The organism is Streptomyces sp. GB4-14, assembly GCF_022696125.1.
Classification (GTDB): Bacteria; Actinomycetota; Actinomycetes; order Streptomycetales; family Streptomycetaceae; genus Streptomyces; species Streptomyces werraensis.
The window spans coordinates 3,190,473-3,206,649 of the sequence record NZ_RZHO01000002.1; the positions used below are offsets into that span (position 1 = coordinate 3,190,473).

17 protein-coding genes and 2 tRNA genes are annotated in these 16,177 nt (G+C 70.8%); 6 read left to right on the forward strand and 13 right to left on the reverse strand.

Annotated elements, in window-relative coordinates:
* Position 1 precedes the first annotated feature (1 nt).
* Complete coding sequence (locus ELQ39_RS15880; protein WP_242592379.1) at positions 2-358, forward strand: hypothetical protein; 357 nt, start codon at positions 2-4, stop codon at positions 356-358.
* A gap of 79 nt (positions 359-437) precedes the next feature.
* Here ELQ39_RS15880 and ELQ39_RS15885 read toward each other — a convergent pair whose 3' ends face one another.
* Complete coding sequence (locus ELQ39_RS15885; protein WP_242592381.1) at positions 438-701, reverse strand: GntR family transcriptional regulator; 264 nt, start codon at positions 699-701, stop codon at positions 438-440.
* A 158-nt stretch (positions 702-859) separates the two neighbouring features.
* Here ELQ39_RS15885 and ELQ39_RS15890 point away from each other — a divergent pair, with 158 nt between their 5' ends.
* Positions 860-1,057 (forward strand): hypothetical protein, encoded by a 198-nt coding sequence (locus ELQ39_RS15890; protein ID WP_242592383.1) that lies wholly within the window; start codon positions 860-862, stop codon positions 1,055-1,057.
* Positions 1,058-1,080: 23 nt separating this feature from the next.
* Positions 1,081-1,401, forward strand: coding sequence for a hypothetical protein (locus ELQ39_RS15895; RefSeq protein ID WP_242592384.1), 321 nt, complete (start codon positions 1,081-1,083; stop codon positions 1,399-1,401).
* A 137-nt stretch (positions 1,402-1,538) separates the two neighbouring features.
* On the opposite strand, the gene ELQ39_RS15900 is transcribed toward ELQ39_RS15895, so the two are convergent.
* Positions 1,539-1,772, reverse strand: a complete 234-nt coding sequence (locus ELQ39_RS15900; RefSeq protein ID WP_242592385.1) for a helix-turn-helix domain-containing protein — start codon at positions 1,770-1,772, stop codon at positions 1,539-1,541.
* A gap of 492 nt (positions 1,773-2,264) precedes the next feature.
* Positions 2,265-2,337 (reverse strand) — tRNA-Ala (locus tag ELQ39_RS15905).
* A gap of 182 nt (positions 2,338-2,519) precedes the next feature.
* Between ELQ39_RS15905 and ELQ39_RS15910 the strand changes: the two genes are divergently transcribed.
* Both ELQ39_RS15910 and ELQ39_RS15915 read left to right on the forward strand, forming a co-directional pair.
* Complete coding sequence (locus tag ELQ39_RS15910; protein ID WP_242592386.1) at positions 2,520-3,068, forward strand: helix-turn-helix domain-containing protein; 549 nt, start codon at positions 2,520-2,522, stop codon at positions 3,066-3,068.
* Positions 3,069-3,209: 141 nt separating this feature from the next.
* Entirely contained in the window at positions 3,210-4,694 is a 1,485-nt protein-coding gene (locus tag ELQ39_RS15915) for a serine/threonine-protein kinase (protein WP_242592387.1), read from the forward strand.
* A gap of 60 nt (positions 4,695-4,754) precedes the next feature.
* Here ELQ39_RS15915 and ELQ39_RS15920 read toward each other — a convergent pair whose 3' ends face one another.
* Together ELQ39_RS15920 and ELQ39_RS15925 are read right to left on the reverse strand one after the other, a co-directional pair.
* Complete coding sequence (locus ELQ39_RS15920) at positions 4,755-6,035, reverse strand: hypothetical protein (RefSeq protein WP_242592388.1); 1,281 nt, start codon at positions 6,033-6,035, stop codon at positions 4,755-4,757.
* Positions 6,036-6,234: 199 nt separating this feature from the next.
* Positions 6,235-6,363 (reverse strand): DLW-39 family protein, encoded by a 129-nt coding sequence (locus ELQ39_RS15925; RefSeq protein ID WP_003999697.1) that lies wholly within the window; start codon positions 6,361-6,363, stop codon positions 6,235-6,237.
* A gap of 338 nt (positions 6,364-6,701) precedes the next feature.
* Between ELQ39_RS15925 and ELQ39_RS15930 the strand changes: the two genes are divergently transcribed.
* Entirely contained in the window at positions 6,702-7,121 is a 420-nt protein-coding gene (locus tag ELQ39_RS15930) for a DUF6344 domain-containing protein (protein WP_242592389.1), read from the forward strand.
* 239 nt (positions 7,122-7,360) lie between these two features.
* On the opposite strand, the gene ELQ39_RS15935 is transcribed toward ELQ39_RS15930, so the two are convergent.
* The 8 genes from ELQ39_RS15935 to recF all read right to left on the reverse strand — a co-directional run bounded on the left by ELQ39_RS15935 (position 7,361) and on the right by recF (position 16,105).
* Positions 7,361-7,738 carry a VOC family protein gene (locus ELQ39_RS15935; RefSeq protein WP_242592390.1) on the reverse strand — a complete coding sequence of 126 codons (378 nt, stop codon included), beginning with the start codon at positions 7,736-7,738 and terminating at the stop codon, positions 7,361-7,363.
* Positions 7,739-7,817: 79 nt separating this feature from the next.
* Entirely contained in the window at positions 7,818-8,276 is a 459-nt protein-coding gene (locus ELQ39_RS15940) for an ASCH domain-containing protein (RefSeq protein ID WP_242592391.1), read from the reverse strand.
* Positions 8,277-8,354: 78 nt separating this feature from the next.
* A tRNA-Ile gene (locus ELQ39_RS15945) sits at positions 8,355-8,428 on the reverse strand.
* Between the two features lie 122 nt (positions 8,429-8,550).
* Entirely contained in the window at positions 8,551-9,294 is a 744-nt protein-coding gene (locus tag ELQ39_RS15950) for a DUF3566 domain-containing protein (RefSeq protein ID WP_242592393.1), read from the reverse strand.
* A gap of 18 nt (positions 9,295-9,312) precedes the next feature.
* Complete coding sequence (gene gyrA / locus ELQ39_RS15955) at positions 9,313-11,907, reverse strand: DNA gyrase subunit A (protein WP_242592395.1); 2,595 nt, start codon at positions 11,905-11,907, stop codon at positions 9,313-9,315.
* 42 nt (positions 11,908-11,949) lie between these two features.
* Entirely contained in the window at positions 11,950-14,010 is a 2,061-nt protein-coding gene (gene gyrB / locus ELQ39_RS15960; RefSeq protein ID WP_225626659.1) for a DNA topoisomerase (ATP-hydrolyzing) subunit B, read from the reverse strand.
* Between the two features lie 434 nt (positions 14,011-14,444).
* Positions 14,445-14,987: a DUF721 domain-containing protein gene (locus ELQ39_RS15965; protein ID WP_242592398.1), complete on the reverse strand. Its 543-nt coding sequence runs from the start codon at positions 14,985-14,987 to the stop codon at positions 14,445-14,447.
* Positions 14,984-16,105, reverse strand: a complete 1,122-nt coding sequence (recF, locus tag ELQ39_RS15970) for a DNA replication/repair protein RecF (RefSeq protein ID WP_242592400.1) — start codon at positions 16,103-16,105, stop codon at positions 14,984-14,986. Before recF ends, ELQ39_RS15965 begins: the two co-directional genes overlap by 4 nt.
* Positions 16,106-16,177: the final 72 nt, after the last annotated feature.

The window sequence follows — 16,177 nt, forward strand, 5'->3', positions numbered from 1 at the left end:
GATGCTGACCGCGTTGTCCGCCCTGGCTGTGGCTGGTGTCACCGCCGTCGGTGGGATCGTCCAGGTCGTGATCGGGCGTCGACAACCCCGCGGGCAGCAGCGGCGGGACGACTTCACGACGATCGTGAAGGAGCTGCGGCAGAACCAGGCTGATCTGAAAGCGGAGCTGGCTGCGCAGAAGGAGCAGTCGGCGCGGGACCGTGAGCGGATCACGGCTCAGGACTTTACGATCCGCTACATGGTGGGATGGGTGCGCACGCTGGTCGGGTTCATTCGCGATTCGCACCTGGAGCCGCCCCCGCCGCCGCAGCCGGTGCCGAGGGAGGCGGAGCCGTTCCTGCATGACGTGGGGCTGTGAGTCCCGGTCCGGCCCCGTGGTGGGAGGCCGGCCCGGGACGTCTGTCCCCGCTCCCTCAACGTGCCCTCGTCCGCCCTGGTTATGGGGTGGGCGGGGGCGCTGCTGTGCCCTGCTGGGGGTCAGCGACGTACGAGCCGAGACCGGGGACGGTGTAGGTCAGCCCGTCCTCGCGGAGCTGCCGCAAGGCCTTCTGCGCGGTGGGGATCGAGATGCCCAGCTCCTCGGCGAGCGCGACCACGGACGGCACCCGGCTGCCGGGCGGGTACGTGCCGACGCGGATCCGCTGCACGAGGATCGCGTGCGCCTGCTGCCAGCGCGGTACCGCCGAGGTGGGGTCGATCATGCAGGCCACGCTAAGAGCGGTGATCACTCTCCGCGAGCAGTGGATGCGCTGTATGTAGTGCATACAAGGGATGCAAGGGGTACAGTCCCGAACACGAGTAGACCCCCGCGCCGTGCGACCGGCCGGGGGCGTGGCCACCGCTTCGAGGGAGCGACGACATGGCAGAGCCTACGCACACCCCGCCCGCCCAGGAAGACACCCCGCGCGCGTTCGGCTACTGCGCCTGGCACCAGGGCCACTCTGAGGGCGTCCGCCTGATCGACGTCATCGAGCAGGGCAGCGGACCGGGCGGAACTCAGTTCGCCTGCGGCCCGTGCATCAAGGTCAACGGCCTCGTCCCGTTCGCTGACCGGTGACCGCCGTCATGCACCCCGGTTTCGTGCGCGCACCCGAGCTGCTGCCCGTGCCGCGCCCGGACCGGATCCACCCCGAGCAGGCCGCCGGCCGCACCTGCGTCTGGTGCACGGCGGAGCCGACCATCAGCCTCGGCACCCGGATGACCACCCGCCTCGGCACGGTCGTCTCGTGGGCGCCGCGCGCCTGCCACCCGTGTGCCGCCCGCGAGGCCGCCCGCGTCCTCGCCATCCACATCCGGAGCTGCTACCGCTGCTGCGTCCGTGACGGCTGCCCGGACGCCCGCGCGCTCCGGCAGCTCGCTGACTCCCGCTCCCGGTCCGACATACGCCGGCCGGACCAGTAGCGGGCCCTGGGCGGTCCGCCCTCGTTCCCCGTCGGGGACGGGCCGCCCTTCCAGACTCCCGGCACGCCTTTCCTGCTTGAAGGTGAGGAGCCGGGACGAGCGGGCCGCCGACGGCGAAGGCAAGGCAGGCGGCCCGCTCACTCCACCAGTTGGGCGAGTGGGACGCCGAGCGCGTCGGCTAAGAGCAGCAGATCGTTCAGGTCGGGTACGCGCTGCCCGTACTCCCACCGCAGGACGGTTCGGTAGTCGCGGCCGACGCGCTCGCCGAGACGCTCTTGGGTCAGGTTCGCGGCGAGCCGCGCGGCGCGGATGCGTGCCCCGATCTCCCGGCGGCGGGCTGGCACCCAGTCGGGCAGCGGATCGAGTGGCACCAGCCAACCGAATATCGATCATCGTCCGATGCCTATGCCTGGCCAGGCATAATTTGGGATCTTGAAAGCTCGCGCCGTTCGCTCGACCGAAGGGCGCGGACGGAGCGGCCGGCGGGCGTGCGCGTCTCCGCCTGGCTGGCCGTTAGACGCCATGACTTGGTCAAGGCGTCCTGCCCCAGAGGCAAAAACCTCTGGGGCGGTCTACGTTGGGACGCAGAAGGCCCCCGCCGATAGTTCCGGCGGGGGCCCTCGTCTGCTCGCGCCGGCCTCCCCGCCGGGCGTCGAGCAGCCTCCGAGAGACGCGTCTCAGGCGCGCGTGGGGAGACACGCCTGCCTCTCTCGTGATCAGCACTGTACGTGCTGTTTGAACATAGTCCAGTCCCCCAGACGGGTGACGTTCCCCGTGGTGCCGCGTGGCGATGTGGACTTTTTGTGGACTGCGGACGTAAGAGGGCCCCCCGCCCGGATAGGCGAGGGGCCCGTGACCTGCTGTGGAGCCTAGGGGAGTCGAACCCCTGACATCTGCCATGCAAAGACAGCGCTCTACCAACTGAGCTAAGGCCCCGGAGGGAATGCGTCCACCAGGACAAACAGATCCTGGCACGCGTCCGGGACCAGAGTACCGGGTCCCCCCGGGGATTCCGCAAAAAGATTGGGGGTCCCCGTGACCAACCACTCTCCGTAAGATGCGAGGCGTGGTTCGCTCTAGCGAACCCACGGTTCATGGGGAAGCGATGGGGAGACGCAATGGACGCCGCACAGCAGGAAGCCACCGCCAGAGCGCGGGAACTGCAGCGGAATTGGTACGGGGAGCCGCTGGGGGCGCTCTTCCGTAGGCTCATAGACGACCTGGGCCTCAACCAGGCCCGTCTGGCGGGGGTGCTCGGACTGTCCGCGCCGATGCTGTCGCAGCTGATGAGCGGCCAGCGGGCGAAGATCGGCAATCCGGCGGTGGTCCAGCGCGTGCAGCTGCTCCAGGACCTGGCGGGGCAGGTCGCGGACGGCAGCGTCAGCGCGGCCGAGGCGACGGAGCGCATGGAGGAGATCAAGAAGTCCCAGGGGGGTTCCGTCCTCACCAACACCGCGCAGTCCACGAGCGGTTCAGGGGCTCCTACGGTCAAGCGCGTGGTCCGTGAGATCCAGTCCCTGCTGCGCTCGGTGGCGGCCGCCGGCGACATCCTCGACGCCGCGGACTCCCTCGCACCCGCCCACCCGGAGCTGGCGGAGTTCCTCCGGGTCTACGGCGCCGGCCGCACCGCCGACGCGGTCACGCACTACCAGGCGCACCAGAGCTGATGCACCGCCCGGCGGCCGAAGGGGGTTCGGCCGCCGGCGACACGTGAGGGCCGGGGGGAAAGCGGGGCACGGGGGGAGTCGTACCGCTCGTCGTGGGGGAGAGACAGGGGGACACCTCAGGGGGAGGAGCGACGCACAGTCATGGGTGAGGTCTTCGCCGGCCGGTACGAGCTGGTCGACCCGATCGGACGCGGGGGCGTGGGCGCGGTCTGGCGGGCCTGGGACCACCGCCGTCGCCGTTATGTGGCGGCGAAGGTGCTGCTGCAGAGCGACGCCCACTCGCTGCTGCGCTTCGTGCGCGAGCAGGCGCTGCGGATCGACCACCCCCATGTGCTCGCCCCCACCAGCTGGGCCGCGGACGACGACAAGGTCCTGTTCACCATGGACCTGGTGGCCGGCGGTTCCCTGGTGCACCTGGTCGGCGACTACGGTCCGCTGCCGCCCGCGTTCGTCTGCACCCTCCTCGACCAGCTCCTCTCAGGGCTCGCGGCGGTGCACGCGGAGGACGTGGTGCATCGCGACGTCAAGCCCGCCAACGTGCTGCTGGAGGCCACCGGCCGGGGCAGGCCGAAGCTCCGGTTGTCGGACTTCGGCATCGCCATGCGGCTGGGCGAGCCCCGGCTGACCGAGACCGACCTGGTCGTCGGCACCCCGGGGTATCTGGCCCCGGAGCAGATGATGGGCGCCGAGCCGGACTTCCCCGCCGACCTGTTCGCCGTGGGCCTGGTCGCCCTGTATCTGCTCGAGGGCGCGAAACCGGACGCCAAGGCTCTTATCCAGTACTTCGCCGATCACGGGACGCCGGGTGCGCCCCAGGGCATCCCCGAGCCGCTGTGGCAGGTGGTGGCCACCTTGCTGCAGCCCGATCCGGAGGCGCGTTTCCGCTCGGCGACGGGGGCGCGGAAGGCGCTCGCCGCGGCGGCGGAGCTGCTGCCGGAGCCCGGCCCCGACGACGAACTGATCGAAATCTTCGACCAACTCGGCCCGCTGCCGCCCGGGTTCACCGAGGACGGCCCGGAGAAGAAGGCCTCCGGGCTGCGACCGGAGGCCGGTGGGCCGCAGGTGGGTGCGGTCGAGGGCGGGACGGCGGGGCGAAGCGTCGGGGACGGCGGGGAGCCCGAGCCTCGCCCTGCCTGGAGCACGGCCCCGCCCGGCCCACGGCACGGCGCCGCCACCGGCTCCCCCGCCACTCCGCCGGACGCCGCCCCGCGGCCTCCCGCCCTGTCGGACACCGGCAGCTTCCCCCTGCCGCCGCCCCAGCCCTCCTCGGTCCCCCCTCCACGCTCCCCCGAGCACCCCCCACACCCCCCGCAGTACGTGCCCCGCTCCCCGTACGGCCACCAGCACCAGGTGCCCGAGGTCTCCCCCTCCGAAGCGACCCATCAGCTGCGCTCCCCCCAGCCGCCACCGGCCGTGCGTCCCGACCCCTCCACTGCTGAATACACCGCCCGGTCGTCACAGGTTCCGCCGCCGGACACGGTGACCGCACAGCACCCGCCTGCCCCCCGCTCCCACCGTCGGCGCGGCATCCGCAGGCCCGGCCCTCCGGCACGGGTCGCCGTGCCCGTGCTGCTGCTGGCGCTGGCGTGCTACGCCGTGGGCTTCTGGGCGCTCACCCGCGTCTGACCGCCACGGGCCGCACGCACGCCGACGGCATCGGCGTCACCGGGTCACGGCGTCACCGGATCACCCGGAAAGGCCCGCGCCGCGACGCCGGGCCACCACCGTCCACACCCCGAGCCCCACCACCAGGGCACTCCCGGTGCCGATGCCGCCCGCCGCGAGCACCCGGTACAGGGTCGCGTCGCCCGTGTCACCACCCCCGCCGGAGGTCAGGCCGTCCCCGCCTCCGACGGTGAAGACGTCCGCCGGAACGGTCCCGCCCGCGTAGTCCGGCCCGTCCTGCGCCGCCCCGCCCAGCCGCACGCGCAGTGTCAGCGGCACGGGCCCGTCGCCGAAGTCCTCCGCGACCTCCGGGGAGAGGTGCGCGACGAGGTAGTAGGCACCGGCGAACCGCACTGCCGAGACCTGCTGCCCGGAGGCGTGCCGGTTCTCGTACGCGACCGGCGGCAGGGGCTTGAACGGCTTGGACTTCTGGCCGCCGTTGTAGCCGAGGGACAGGTCCTCGACCTGGCCGCGCACCGGGTTGTAGAGGTCCAGGGTGAGCGCGGAGGCGACGTAGCCGGAGGCGTCCGTGCCGGAGCTGCCCAGCTCGGCGGTGACGTGGAGCTGCCGGCCCCAGTCGACGGGGACCTGGTAGAAGAGCGTCTGGCCCGGCCGTACGTCGTCGCGCCACACGCCCTCGCCCAGCGGGGCCGCCTGTGCGAACCCCGCGCCACCGGGGCGGCGTCGGGCTGTTCCCTGGACGGGGGAGGGCGTGGCCGAGTCCCACGCCTCGGGAGCGGCCGTGCCGGCCGGCGTCTTCGTCCCGGGCTCGGACACCGTGCCGATCTCCAGCTCCCAGGGGTCGGAGGAGGCGCCGCGCGCGTCGGGGGCTGCGCGCTCGACGGTCACGTAGTACGTCCCGGCCTCGGCGCAGACGCTTCTCCTGGGGGAGATCTCCCGCATGGCCCACGCGGCGACCGGATGAGGGCTGCCCGGCGCCCCGAAGGTCGCCGTGTCCGCGTCGCACGCGTGGCCGTCGGTGTCCTCCACGGTCACCTTGACGCCGTCGGCGACGGAGACGCCGGTTCCGGACGGCGGCACGGCGGTGACGGAGGCGTACGCCGTCCCGGTGTCGTCCAGTTCCAGACGGAAGAAGACCTTGGCGTCGGGCGGGAGGGTGCTGCGGTAGGTCCGGCCGGGCTCCAGTTCCACGGCGTCCGCGGTGCTCCCGGCGCCCTCGATCCGGCGCGCGTCCTCGGCGAAGGCGTACGCGTGGGCGCTGTCCTGGCCGGTGGCCCGGGCGTGCTGTCCCGTCAGCGCGATCCCCAGCCCGAGCGCGGCAGCCAGGACCGGACGTCCCACGGCGCCGTACCGGCTCCGTGCCGTCGTCCGCCGCGCCGTGCCCTGCCGTCCCCTCACGCGCCCCCCTCGTCGCCGCCGGGTACCGCTGCCTGCCGCCGCCCATCCTGCACCGGGGGCGCGGCCCGCCCACAAGGTCCCGGCCACACAAAACCCCGACCGCGCGGGCGGCCGGGGTCTGTTCAGCGTCGTATGTCGGTACTCACGAACCCGTGGGCACGGAGTCAGTCGCCTCCGTCCACAGATCCTGCTCGGCGCGATCCGCCTGGATCTGGCGGTACACGAGGAGCCCGCCGATGGCGGCCAGTGCGACCAGGAGAAGCTTCTTCACCGCGCGACCTCGTCTTTCCTTGACGTAGGGGACCTCTGGCGCCCGACTATACACACCGGTCGATACCGATCGGTGACCTGCGTCGCCGCCTCCAACTGCCGCCGTGGACAACCGGATCGATGCGACGCGGACGGTCCGATCGGAGGGTGATCACACCCGCACGCTCGGTGTTTTCGTTCCGTTTCCTCCCGCAACCAGGGATTTTCTTCCTTCATGCACCCATCCGAGTGGTGTTCATCTGAACATCCACGCGGCACGGGCGTCGGTCCACCACTTCAAGGCCCTCATACACATCATGAGGAAAGTACGCAAATCGCCCAACCCGAAAGTGAGGGGCCATGGCCAGGAACAAGGTCATGCAGCTGTGGAACGCCGTTGTCACCGCCTTCCTCGCGCTGTGCACGGCGCTCGGTCTCGTCACCACGGCCGCAGCGGCGGCCGTACCCCAGACCCAGAAGACGCGCAACAGCGACAGCGCTCCGAAGACCGAGGCGGCCGCGCCGACGGTCTCCCTGTGGTCCTGGTCGCTGATCAGGGCACTGCCCCCCACGATGAAGCAGCGCATCCACGCCGAGGCGCACGGCAAGTCCCCCGGCTGCCGGCACCGGCCCCTCTCGGAGACGGACACGGACGCCGAAGCGGAACAGGACGGTTCCTCCGAACGCCCCGAGTCCGAACTGGTCCCCGCGCACTGCTCCCCGGACACGGCGACCACCCTGCCCGCACCCGCCTCCGCCCGGATCCCCCTGCAGCGCTGAGGCCGCAGCGCCCCGCTGCCCTTCCAGACCCGACCCTCCTCGTGCCGTCGCTGCTTCACCGGAGTCCTGGCGAACTTGCGTACAGCACAACGGCACGTCACGAGCAGAGAGAACGAAGACCCCGGTCGCCCTCCGACCGGGGTCCGGGTCATGTCCGGACTCCGCGCCCGCACACGGCGGCGTGAGCCTCTGTGAGGCTCCCGTGGAACTTCCAGCACCTCAGGGCCTCCGACAGGCCCTCAGAGCGGGTCGAGACGCCTTCTCAGCAGGCAGAACACGTTGCCCTCGGGGTCGGCGAGCACATGCCACGACTCCTCGCCGGTCTGTCCCACGTCGGCCGGCCGCGCCCCGAGCGCCAGCAGACGCTCCAGCTCGGCGTCCTGGTCCCGGTCGGTGGCGTTCACGTCGATGTGCAGCCGTGTCCTGTCCGGCTGCGGCCGCTCCTGCTTGCTGAGGACGAGCGTCGGCTGCGCCCCGCCGAACCCCTGGCGCGGGCCGATCTCGATGTCCTCCCCGTCACGGTCCAGCTCCACGAAGTCGAGCACCTCGCACCAGAACCGCGCGAGCAGCTCCGGGTCACGGCACTCCAGCACCAGTTCACTGATCCGACTCGCCATGAGGCCCCACCTTCCCATCGGAAGCACAAGCCCGCGACCGTACCGCCCGGTCCCGCGCCACGCGAGGGGGTGTCGCGGCTCAGCCGGCGCCGCGCAGGTCGGCGACGACGCGGAAGCGCTCCAGAACGACCGGCGTCGTGTCGTCCACGGCGAAGTCCGGGTCGTCCAGCGCCGCACGCATCTCCGCGCTGCCCCAGAACCGCTCGTGACCCGCGCGCCACTCCGCCACGCCGGCGTATCCCTCCCCCTCGTCCACCGCGTGAGCGGGATCCACCTGCGCCAACGGGACCACACGCACCCCGGTCACCTCCAGGACCGCGACCGGCCGGCCCTCCGAGTCGACGAGCACCGAACGGTCCCCCGCCTTCGGCAGGGGCGCCCCCTCCCGCTCGTACTCGGCGACGAGTCCGGTCGTGGCGGTCTTGGAGCCGTCGAGGATCGCCGCGACCAGCCGGTCGCGCAGCGGCCCGGGGAAGGCGAACTCCGCCGTGGGCAGCGCCGCGACGTCCGCGGCGAGCGACGTGGGATCGGATGTCATCCGGCGACCGTACCGGCTGATGCCGGCCCCGCACGGCAAAACCCCCGGTCCGAGTGGACCGGGGGTTTTGCCGTGCTGTGGGGCTAACAGGATTTGAACCTGTGGCCTCATCCTTATCAGGGATGCGCTCTAACCAACTGAGCTATAGCCCCGCCGCGCTGTGCGGGGGTGTGTCCCGCGCGCTGACTCCTGAAGATTAGCGCACGACCGGGGCAGTCCCAAAATCGGTTCCCCGCGGGCGGTCAGCGCGGCCCTGGCGCGCCCGGTGAGCTGGTCACTCGTCCTCGGCCAGGGTCAGCTCGACGCCGCCCACGAAACCGGCCGAGAGGTTGTAGATGAACGCGCCCAGGGTCGCCAGCGCCGTCGCCAGGACGACGTCGATGACGGCGATGACCGTGGTGAACATCAGGACGTTCGGCAGTGACAGGAACGACTGCAGGTCGAAGCCGTTCGAGCCCTCCGAGCCGGTCGCCTCGGAGATCGTGCCGCCGACGGTCGAGAAGACGCCCATGGCGTCCATGACCATCCACAGCACCGCGGCCGCGACGATCGTGCAGATGCCGAGCGCGATCGACAGCAGGAAGCTGACCTTCATCACCGACCACGGGTCGGCCTTCGCCACGCGCAGGCGCGCCTTGCGCACGCGCGGGGTGGTGCTGGCGCCCGTGCGGGGGCGGCGCACCGCGCCGGTGCGGCCGGCGGCGGCGCCGGCCTGGGCCGGGTAGGCCTGCGGCGGGTGGTACGGGCCCGCCTGCTGCTGCGGCTGCCGTTCCCCCGGCAGCGGTGAGGCCGCCTCAGCGGCAGCACCCTGACCGGGTGCGGCCTGCGGGCCTCGGGTGTCCGTCACGGTTCCCCCCTGGGATCCCTGCCTGGTGGACGAGGAGGCGTCGGGGACCGGCGCCTTGATCGCTTTGAGATTGGTCGTGTGCGGATCTGTCGCCCGCGCGGCGGAGCCACGGCCGCCGCCGTCCGTTCCCGTACTGGTACCGGCCGGTCCGGCGCCCGTGGCTCCGCTCACGCTGACTCACTCCTCGTGCTACTCGGACGAGGGCGCCTCGCCCTGGTCCGTACCGGTGGTCGCGTCCCCGTCGGCGGACTCGTCCACGACCACGTCGCCGTCGACTTCCTCCGCCTCGCGTCCCGCTTCGGCGTTACGGGCGATGCCGACCACGGCATCGCGCTTGCTCAGGTTGATCAGTTGGACGCCCATGGTGTCACGGCCGGTTTCCCTGATCTCGTTGACTCGCGTGCGAATCACACCACCCGACAGCGTGATGGCGAGAATCTCGTCGGTCTCCTCGACCACCAGCGCGCCGACGAGGGACCCGCGGTCCTCGACGATCTTGGCGGCCTTGATGCCGAGGCCGCCGCGGCCCTGGACGCGGTACTCGTCGACAGCGGTCCGCTTCGCGTACCCGCCGTCTGTGGCAGTGAACACGAACGTACCGGGTCGAACAACATTCATCGAGAGCAGCTCGTCCCCTTCACGGAAACTCATGCCCTTGACGCCCGAGGTGGCACGGCCCATGGGCCGCAGCGCGTCGTCCGTCGCCGTGAACCTGATCGACTGGGCCTTCTTGCTGATCAACAGCAGATCGTCCTCGGCCGAGACCAGTTCGGCGCCGATCAGTTCGTCGTCGGTTCCGTCCTCGCGCTCACGCAGGTTGATCGCGATGACACCGCCGGACCTCGGGGAGTCGTAGTCCTTCAGCGGGGTCTTCTTCACCAGGCCGGCCTTGGTGGCCAGGACCAGGTAGGGAGTCACCTCGTAGTCGCGGATGGCACGGATCTGGGCGATGGTCTCGTCCGGCTGGAAGGCCAGCAGGTTCGCCACGTGCTGCCCGCGCGCGTCGCGGCCCGCGTCGGGAAGCTCGTACGCCTTCACCCGGTACACGCGGCCCTTGTTGGTGAAGAACAGCAGCCAGTGGTGCGTCGTGGAGACGAAGAAGTGGTTGACGATGTCGTCTTCCTTGAGCTTCGCCCCGCGCACCCCCTTGCCGCCGCGCTTCTGCGCCCGGTAGTCGTCGGTCTTGGTGCGCTTGATGTAGCCGCCCCGTGTGACCGTGACGACGATGTCCTCCTCGGCGATCAGGTCCTCGATGGACATGTCGCCCTCGTAGGGGATCAGCTTCGTCTTGCGGTCGTCGCCGTACTTCTCGACGATCGCCGCCAGCTCCTGGCTGACGATGCCGCGCTGGCGGACCGGGGAGGCCAGGATCTCGTTGTACTCGTTGATCTTCGCCTGGAGTTCGTCGTGCTCCTGGACGATCTTCTGGCGCTCCAGGGCGGCCAGCCGGCGCAGCTGCATCTCGAGGATGGCGTTGGCCTGGATCTCGTCGATCTCCAGGAGGTCCATCAGGCCGCCGCGCGCGACCTCCACGGTGTCGCTGCGCCGGATCAGCGCGATGACCTCGTCGATGGCGTCCAGGGCCTTCAGCAGACCGCGCAGGATGTGCGCCCGCTCCTCGGCCTTGCGCAGCCGGAAGCGCGTACGGCGGACGATGACCTCGATCTGGTGCGTCACCCAGTGGCGGATGAACGCGTCCAGCGACAGCGTGCGCGGCACGCCGTCGACCAGGGCCAGCATGTTGGCGCCGAAGTTGGTCTGCAGGTCGGTGTGCTTGTACAGGTTGTTCAGCACGACCTTGGCGACCGCGTCCCGCTTCAGCACGATGACCAGGCGCTGGCCGGTCCGCGAGGACGTCTCGTCGCGCACGTCGGCGATGCCGCCGATCTTGCCGTCCTTCACCAGGTCGGCGATCTTCTGCGCGAGGTTGTCCGGGTTGACCTGGTAGGGCAGCTCGGTGACCACCAGGCACTGGCGGTTCTGGATCTCCTCGACCTCGACGACCGCGCGCATCGTGATGGAGCCGCGGCCGGTGCGGTACGCCTCCTCGATGCCCCGGCGGCCGACGACGAGCGCGCCGGTCGGGAAGTCCGGGCCCTTGATGCGCTCGATGAGCGCGTCCAGCAGCTCCTCGTGGGAGGCCTCGGGGTTCTCCAGGTACCACTGGGCGCCGGCGGCGACCTCGCGCAGGTTGTGCGGCGGGATGTTGGTCGCCATGCCGACCGCGATACCGGCCGAGCCGTTGATCAGCAGGTTCGGGAAACGGGCCGGCAGGACGGTCGGCTCCTGGGAGCGGCCGTCGTAGTTGTCCGTGAAGTCGACGGTCTCCTCGTCGATGTCGCGGACCATCTCCATCGACAGCGGCGCCATCTTGCACTCGGTGTACCGCATGGCCGCGGCCGGGTCGTTGCCCGGGGAGCCGAAGTTGCCGTTGGAGTCGACGAGCGGCATGCGCATCGACCAGGGCTGGGCGAGGCGCACGAGCGCGTCGTAGATGGAGGAGTCGCCGTGCGGGTGGTAGTTGCCCATGACGTCGCCGACGACGCGGGCGCACTTGTAGAAGCCGCGCTCGGGGCGGTAGCCGCCGTCGTACATGGCGTACAGCACACGGCGGTGGACGGGCTTGAGGCCGTCACGGACGTCGGGCAGCGCACGCGAGACGATGACGGACATCGCGTAGTCGAGGTACGAGCGCTGCATCTCCGTCTCGAGCCCGACGGGCTCGACGCGCATGGCCAGGGCGTCGTCCTCGGGCGCCGTCACGGGAGTGTTCTCGTCGGTCATTGCTGGTGAAGGTCCTTCCTGGTGCGGTCAGCTGAGACCGACTCAGATGTCGAGGAAGCGGACGTCCTTGGCGTTGCGCTGGATGAACGCGCGGCGGGCCTCGACGTCCTCGCCCATGAGGACCGAGAACAGGTCGTCGGCCTGGGCGGCGTCGTCGAGGGTGACCTGGCCGAGGACGCGGTGCTCCTGGTCCATGGTCGTGATGCGCAGCTCCTCGGCGTTCATCTCGCCGAGACCCTTGAACCGCTGGACGGAGTCCTCGCGGATGCGCTTGCCGGCGTTGCGGCCCATCTCGATCAGGGCATCGCGCTCGCGGTCGGAGTACGCGTACTCGAAGTCGTCCTTGCCCCACTTGATCTTGTACAGCGGGGGGCGCGAGAGGTACACGTGCCCGGCCTCGACCAGGGGCCGCATGAAGCGGAACAGGAAGGTCAGCAGCAGGGTGTTGATGTGCTGGCCGTCGACGTCGGCGTCCGCCATCAGGATGATCTTGTGATAGCGGAGCTTCTCGATGTCGAAGTCCTCGTGCACGCCGGTGCCGAACGCGGAGATCATCGCCTGGATCTCCTGGTTCTGCAGGATCCGGTCGATGCGCGCCTTCTCGACGTTGAGGATCTTTCCCCGGATCGGGAGGATCGCCTGGTACTCGGGGTTACGGCCGGACTTGGCCGAGCCGCCGGCGGAGTCACCCTCGACGATGAAGATCTCACACTTGGTCGGGTCGTTCGACTGGCAGTCGGACAGCTTGCCCGGCAGCGACGCCGTCTCCAGCAGGCCCTTGCGGCGCGTCAGGTCGCGCGCCTTGCGGGCCGCCACGCGCGCGGTGGCCGCCGCGATGCCCTTGCGGACGATGTCCGCCGCCTCGTTCGGGTTGCGGTCCAGCCAGTCGGCGAGGTGCTCGTAGACGACCTTCTGCACGAAGGTCTTCACCTCGGTGTTGCCCAGCTTGGTCTTGGTCTGGCCCTCGAACTGCGGCTCGCTCAGCTTCACCGAGATGATCGCGGTCAGGCCCTCGCGGATGTCGTCACCGGTGAGGTTGTCGTCCTTCTCGCGGAGCAGCTTCTTGTCGCGCGCGTACTTGTTGATCAGCGAGGTCAGCGCCGCACGGAAACCCTCCTCGTGCGTACCGCCCTCGTGGGTGTGGATGATGTTGGCGAACGAGTACACGCCCTCCGTGTAGCCGCCGTTCCACTGCATGGCGACCTCGAGCGACAGGTGCCGCTCCTTGTCCTCCGCCTCGAGGTCGATGACGGTGGGGTGAATCACCTCGCCCTTGCGGGAGTTGAGGTACTTCACGAAGTCGACGATGCCGCCCTCGTAGTGGTACGAGACGGTCTTGACCTCGTGCTTCTCGTCCTCGCCCGCCTCGTCCGCACCGGCGGTCGCCTTCGCCGACTCGCGCTCGTCGGTGAGGTTGATCCGCAGGCCCTTGTTCAGGAACGCCATCTCCTGGAAGCGCCGGGAGAGCGTCTCGAACGAGTAGTCCGTGGTCTCGAAGATGTCGCCGTCGGCCCAGAAGGTGACCGACGTGCCGGTCTCCTCCGTCGCCTCGTGCCGCTGCAGGGGCGCGGTGGGGACGCCCAGCTTGTAGTCCTGCGTCCAGCGGTAGCCGTCGGTCTTCACCTCGACGGCGACGCGCGTCGACAGCGCGTTGACCACGGACACGCCCACGCCGTGCAGACCGCCGGAGACCGCGTAACCGCCGCCGCCGAACTTGCCGCCCGCGTGCAGCACGGTGAGGACGACCTCGACGGCGGGCTTGCCCTCGGAGGGGACGATGCCCACGGGGATGCCACGGCCGTTGTCGACGACGCGCACGCCGCCGTCGGCCAGGATCGTCACGTCGATGGTGTCCGCGTAGCCGGCCAGCGCCTCGTCGACCGAGTTGTCGACGACCTCCTGCACCAGGTGGTGCAAGCCCCGCTCGCCCGTCGACCCGATGTACATGCCGGGTCGCTTACGGACCGCGTCCAGGCCCTCGAGGACGGTGATGGCACTCGCGTCGTACGACGTGGCGGCGTCTCCGGTCGAGGAGCTCGCCGCGTCGCCGGCGGCGGTGTCGGTGGACGGGATGTTCTCGTTGGGGTTGCCGGAATCGGCCACGAAGCGCCCTTTCTGGCACAGCACGAGCCGGGCTCGTCGGCAGGTTGCCGGAGCGGCTGCGGCATGTTGCGTTGGTAAGCCTTGATCAGCGTTGCTCAGCGTCTTCCCGGGCGGTCCCCACGATCGGGGCGGGATTGTCTTCCAGTCTACCGGTAGCGCTGACATCGATGGGGGTTTGCGGGCACCTGAGTCCGCATGTGCCGCCCGGAAACGGCCTCGCCCGACTCCCGATATGCGGATGGGGGCTCCAGAGGCCCCACGAGGGCACTCAGCGCTTCCGGCCGTCAACCCTTGGCTACTTAGGAGTCAGGTGGCGATTCGCATCCGCGTCCGGTGGCACGACGAAGCGGGCATCCGGCCCGCGAACGCGGTGCTGGGACGCCCTGATGTGATGTCTCTCACGTATCCGCGGTGGGGCGGAAAAAGCCCCCGGATCACCCGTACGTGTCGCCCGGACCGGTGCTTCCCGGGGCGCGCAGCGGGCCGTAGCGGCGGGCCGGACCGGTCGGTCCGACCACCTTGATCAGCCGCACGGTGCCGTGCCCGAGGTCGTCGTTGAGACGGGCCACGAGCGTCGGCGCCAGCAGCCGCAGATTGGTCGCCCAGGCCGTGGAGTCGCAGCGCACCACCAGCACGCGCTCGTCCTCGTCGTAGCGCTCCGGCTCGCAGTGCTTGGCGACGTCCTCACCGACGATCTCCGGCCAGCGCCCCATCACCCCGCCGACCGCCGCCGGGGCCTCCCAGCCGCGCTCGGTGAGCAGCCGGTTGATCGCCGCGCCCAGGGCCATCGGATCGCGCCGGTCGGTACGCGCGCCGGAGCGCAGGCCCCCGCGCCGCGCCTGCTGTTTCTGCTGCGCCGCGTCCCCCCGCGCGCGTGCCGCCTCCCGGGCCGCGCGCAGCGCCACGCGCGCCAGGTCGACGCCCGACGGCTCGGGGTCCTTGCCGGCGCCGTCGGCGGGCGGCCGCTCCCCGCTCACGCGCGCTCCACCGTCCCCTCGGCCACGGCGAACCGCGCGCCCGCCAGCACGTGCGGCACATCGTCGTCGACGGCGGCCGTCACCAGCACCTGCTCACCGGGGGCCACCAGCTCCGCCAGCCGCTCCCTGCGGCGCGTGTCCAGCTCGGCGAAGACGTCGTCGAGCACCAGCACCGGCTCGTTGCCCTCGGCCCGCAGCAGGTCGTACGAGGCCAGACGCAGCGCCAGCGCGTACGACCACGACTCGCCGTGCGACGCGTAGCCCTTGGCGGGCATCTGACCCAGCTTGAGCAGCAGGTCGTCACGGTGCGGACCGACCAGCGTGACGCCGCGCTCGATCTCCTGCTTGCGGACCTCCGCCAGGGCGGCGATCAGCTGCTCGAAGAGATCCTCACGGGTGTGCGCCTCACCCGGCGCCGACGGCTTGTACTCCAGCGCCACCGGGCCGCCGCCGGGCGCCAGCTGCTCGTACGCCTTGTCGGCCAGCGGCTGCAGCGCGGCCAGCAGGTCCAGGCGCTGCGCGAGCAACTCCGCGCCCGCGCGGGCGAGATGCTGGTCCCACACGTCGAGCGTGGACAGGTCCAGGGTGCGGCCGCCGTGCCTGCGGGCCAGCGCCGCCGACTTCAGCAGCGTGTTGCGCTGCTTGAGCACCCGGTCGTAGTCGGAGCGCACACCCGCCATGCGCGGGGAGCGCGCCGTGATCAGCTCGTCCAGGAAGCGCCGGCGCTCGCCCGGATCGCCCTTGACCAGCGCCAGGTCCTCGGGGGCGAACAGCACCGTCCGCACGATGCCCAGCACGTCACGCGGCCTGACCTGCGAGGACCGGTTGATGCGGGCGCGGTTGGCACGGCCCGGGTTGAGCTCCAGCTCGACCAGCTGCTGCCGGTCGCCCTGCCGGACCTGGGCACGGACGATCGCGCGGTCGGCTCCCATGCGCACCAGCGGCGCGTCCGAGGACACCCGGTGGCTGCCGAGGGTGGCGAGGTAGCCGACCGCCTCGACGAGGTTCGTCTTGCCCTGCCCGTTGGGGCCGACGAAGGCCGTCACCCCCGGGTCGAGCGGGACCTCGACCCGGGGGTAGGAGCGGAAGTCGGCCAGTGACAGATGCGTGACGTGCATGGGCGTTCCGCCGACCTCCTCCGGCGTTGTGGACCGCCGTGCGGTCCTGTGGACATCGGTCCTGCGGACAGG

Excerpts from the sequence above, each read along its gene's own strand:
- ELQ39_RS15930 (WP_242592389.1), top strand. The coding sequence starts at position 6,702 with ATGGCCAGGAACAAGGTCATGCAGCTGTGGAACGCCGTTGTCACCGCC.
- ELQ39_RS15885 (WP_242592381.1), bottom strand. The coding sequence starts at position 701 with ATGATCGACCCCACCTCGGCGGTACCGCGCTGGCAGCAGGCGCACGCG.
- ELQ39_RS15910 (WP_242592386.1), top strand. The coding sequence starts at position 2,520 with ATGGACGCCGCACAGCAGGAAGCCACCGCCAGAGCGCGGGAACTGCAG.
- recF (WP_242592400.1), bottom strand. The coding sequence starts at position 16,105 with ATGCACGTCACGCATCTGTCACTGGCCGACTTCCGCTCCTACCCCCGG.
- ELQ39_RS15915 (WP_242592387.1), top strand. The coding sequence starts at position 3,210 with ATGGGTGAGGTCTTCGCCGGCCGGTACGAGCTGGTCGACCCGATCGGA.
- ELQ39_RS15890 (WP_242592383.1), top strand. The coding sequence starts at position 860 with ATGGCAGAGCCTACGCACACCCCGCCCGCCCAGGAAGACACCCCGCGC.
- gyrA (WP_242592395.1), bottom strand. The coding sequence starts at position 11,907 with ATGACCGACGAGAACACTCCCGTGACGGCGCCCGAGGACGACGCCCTG.
- ELQ39_RS15935 (WP_242592390.1), bottom strand. The coding sequence starts at position 7,738 with ATGGCGAGTCGGATCAGTGAACTGGTGCTGGAGTGCCGTGACCCGGAG.
- ELQ39_RS15880 (WP_242592379.1), top strand. The coding sequence starts at position 2 with ATGCTGACCGCGTTGTCCGCCCTGGCTGTGGCTGGTGTCACCGCCGTC.
- ELQ39_RS15940 (WP_242592391.1), bottom strand. The coding sequence starts at position 8,276 with ATGACATCCGATCCCACGTCGCTCGCCGCGGACGTCGCGGCGCTGCCC.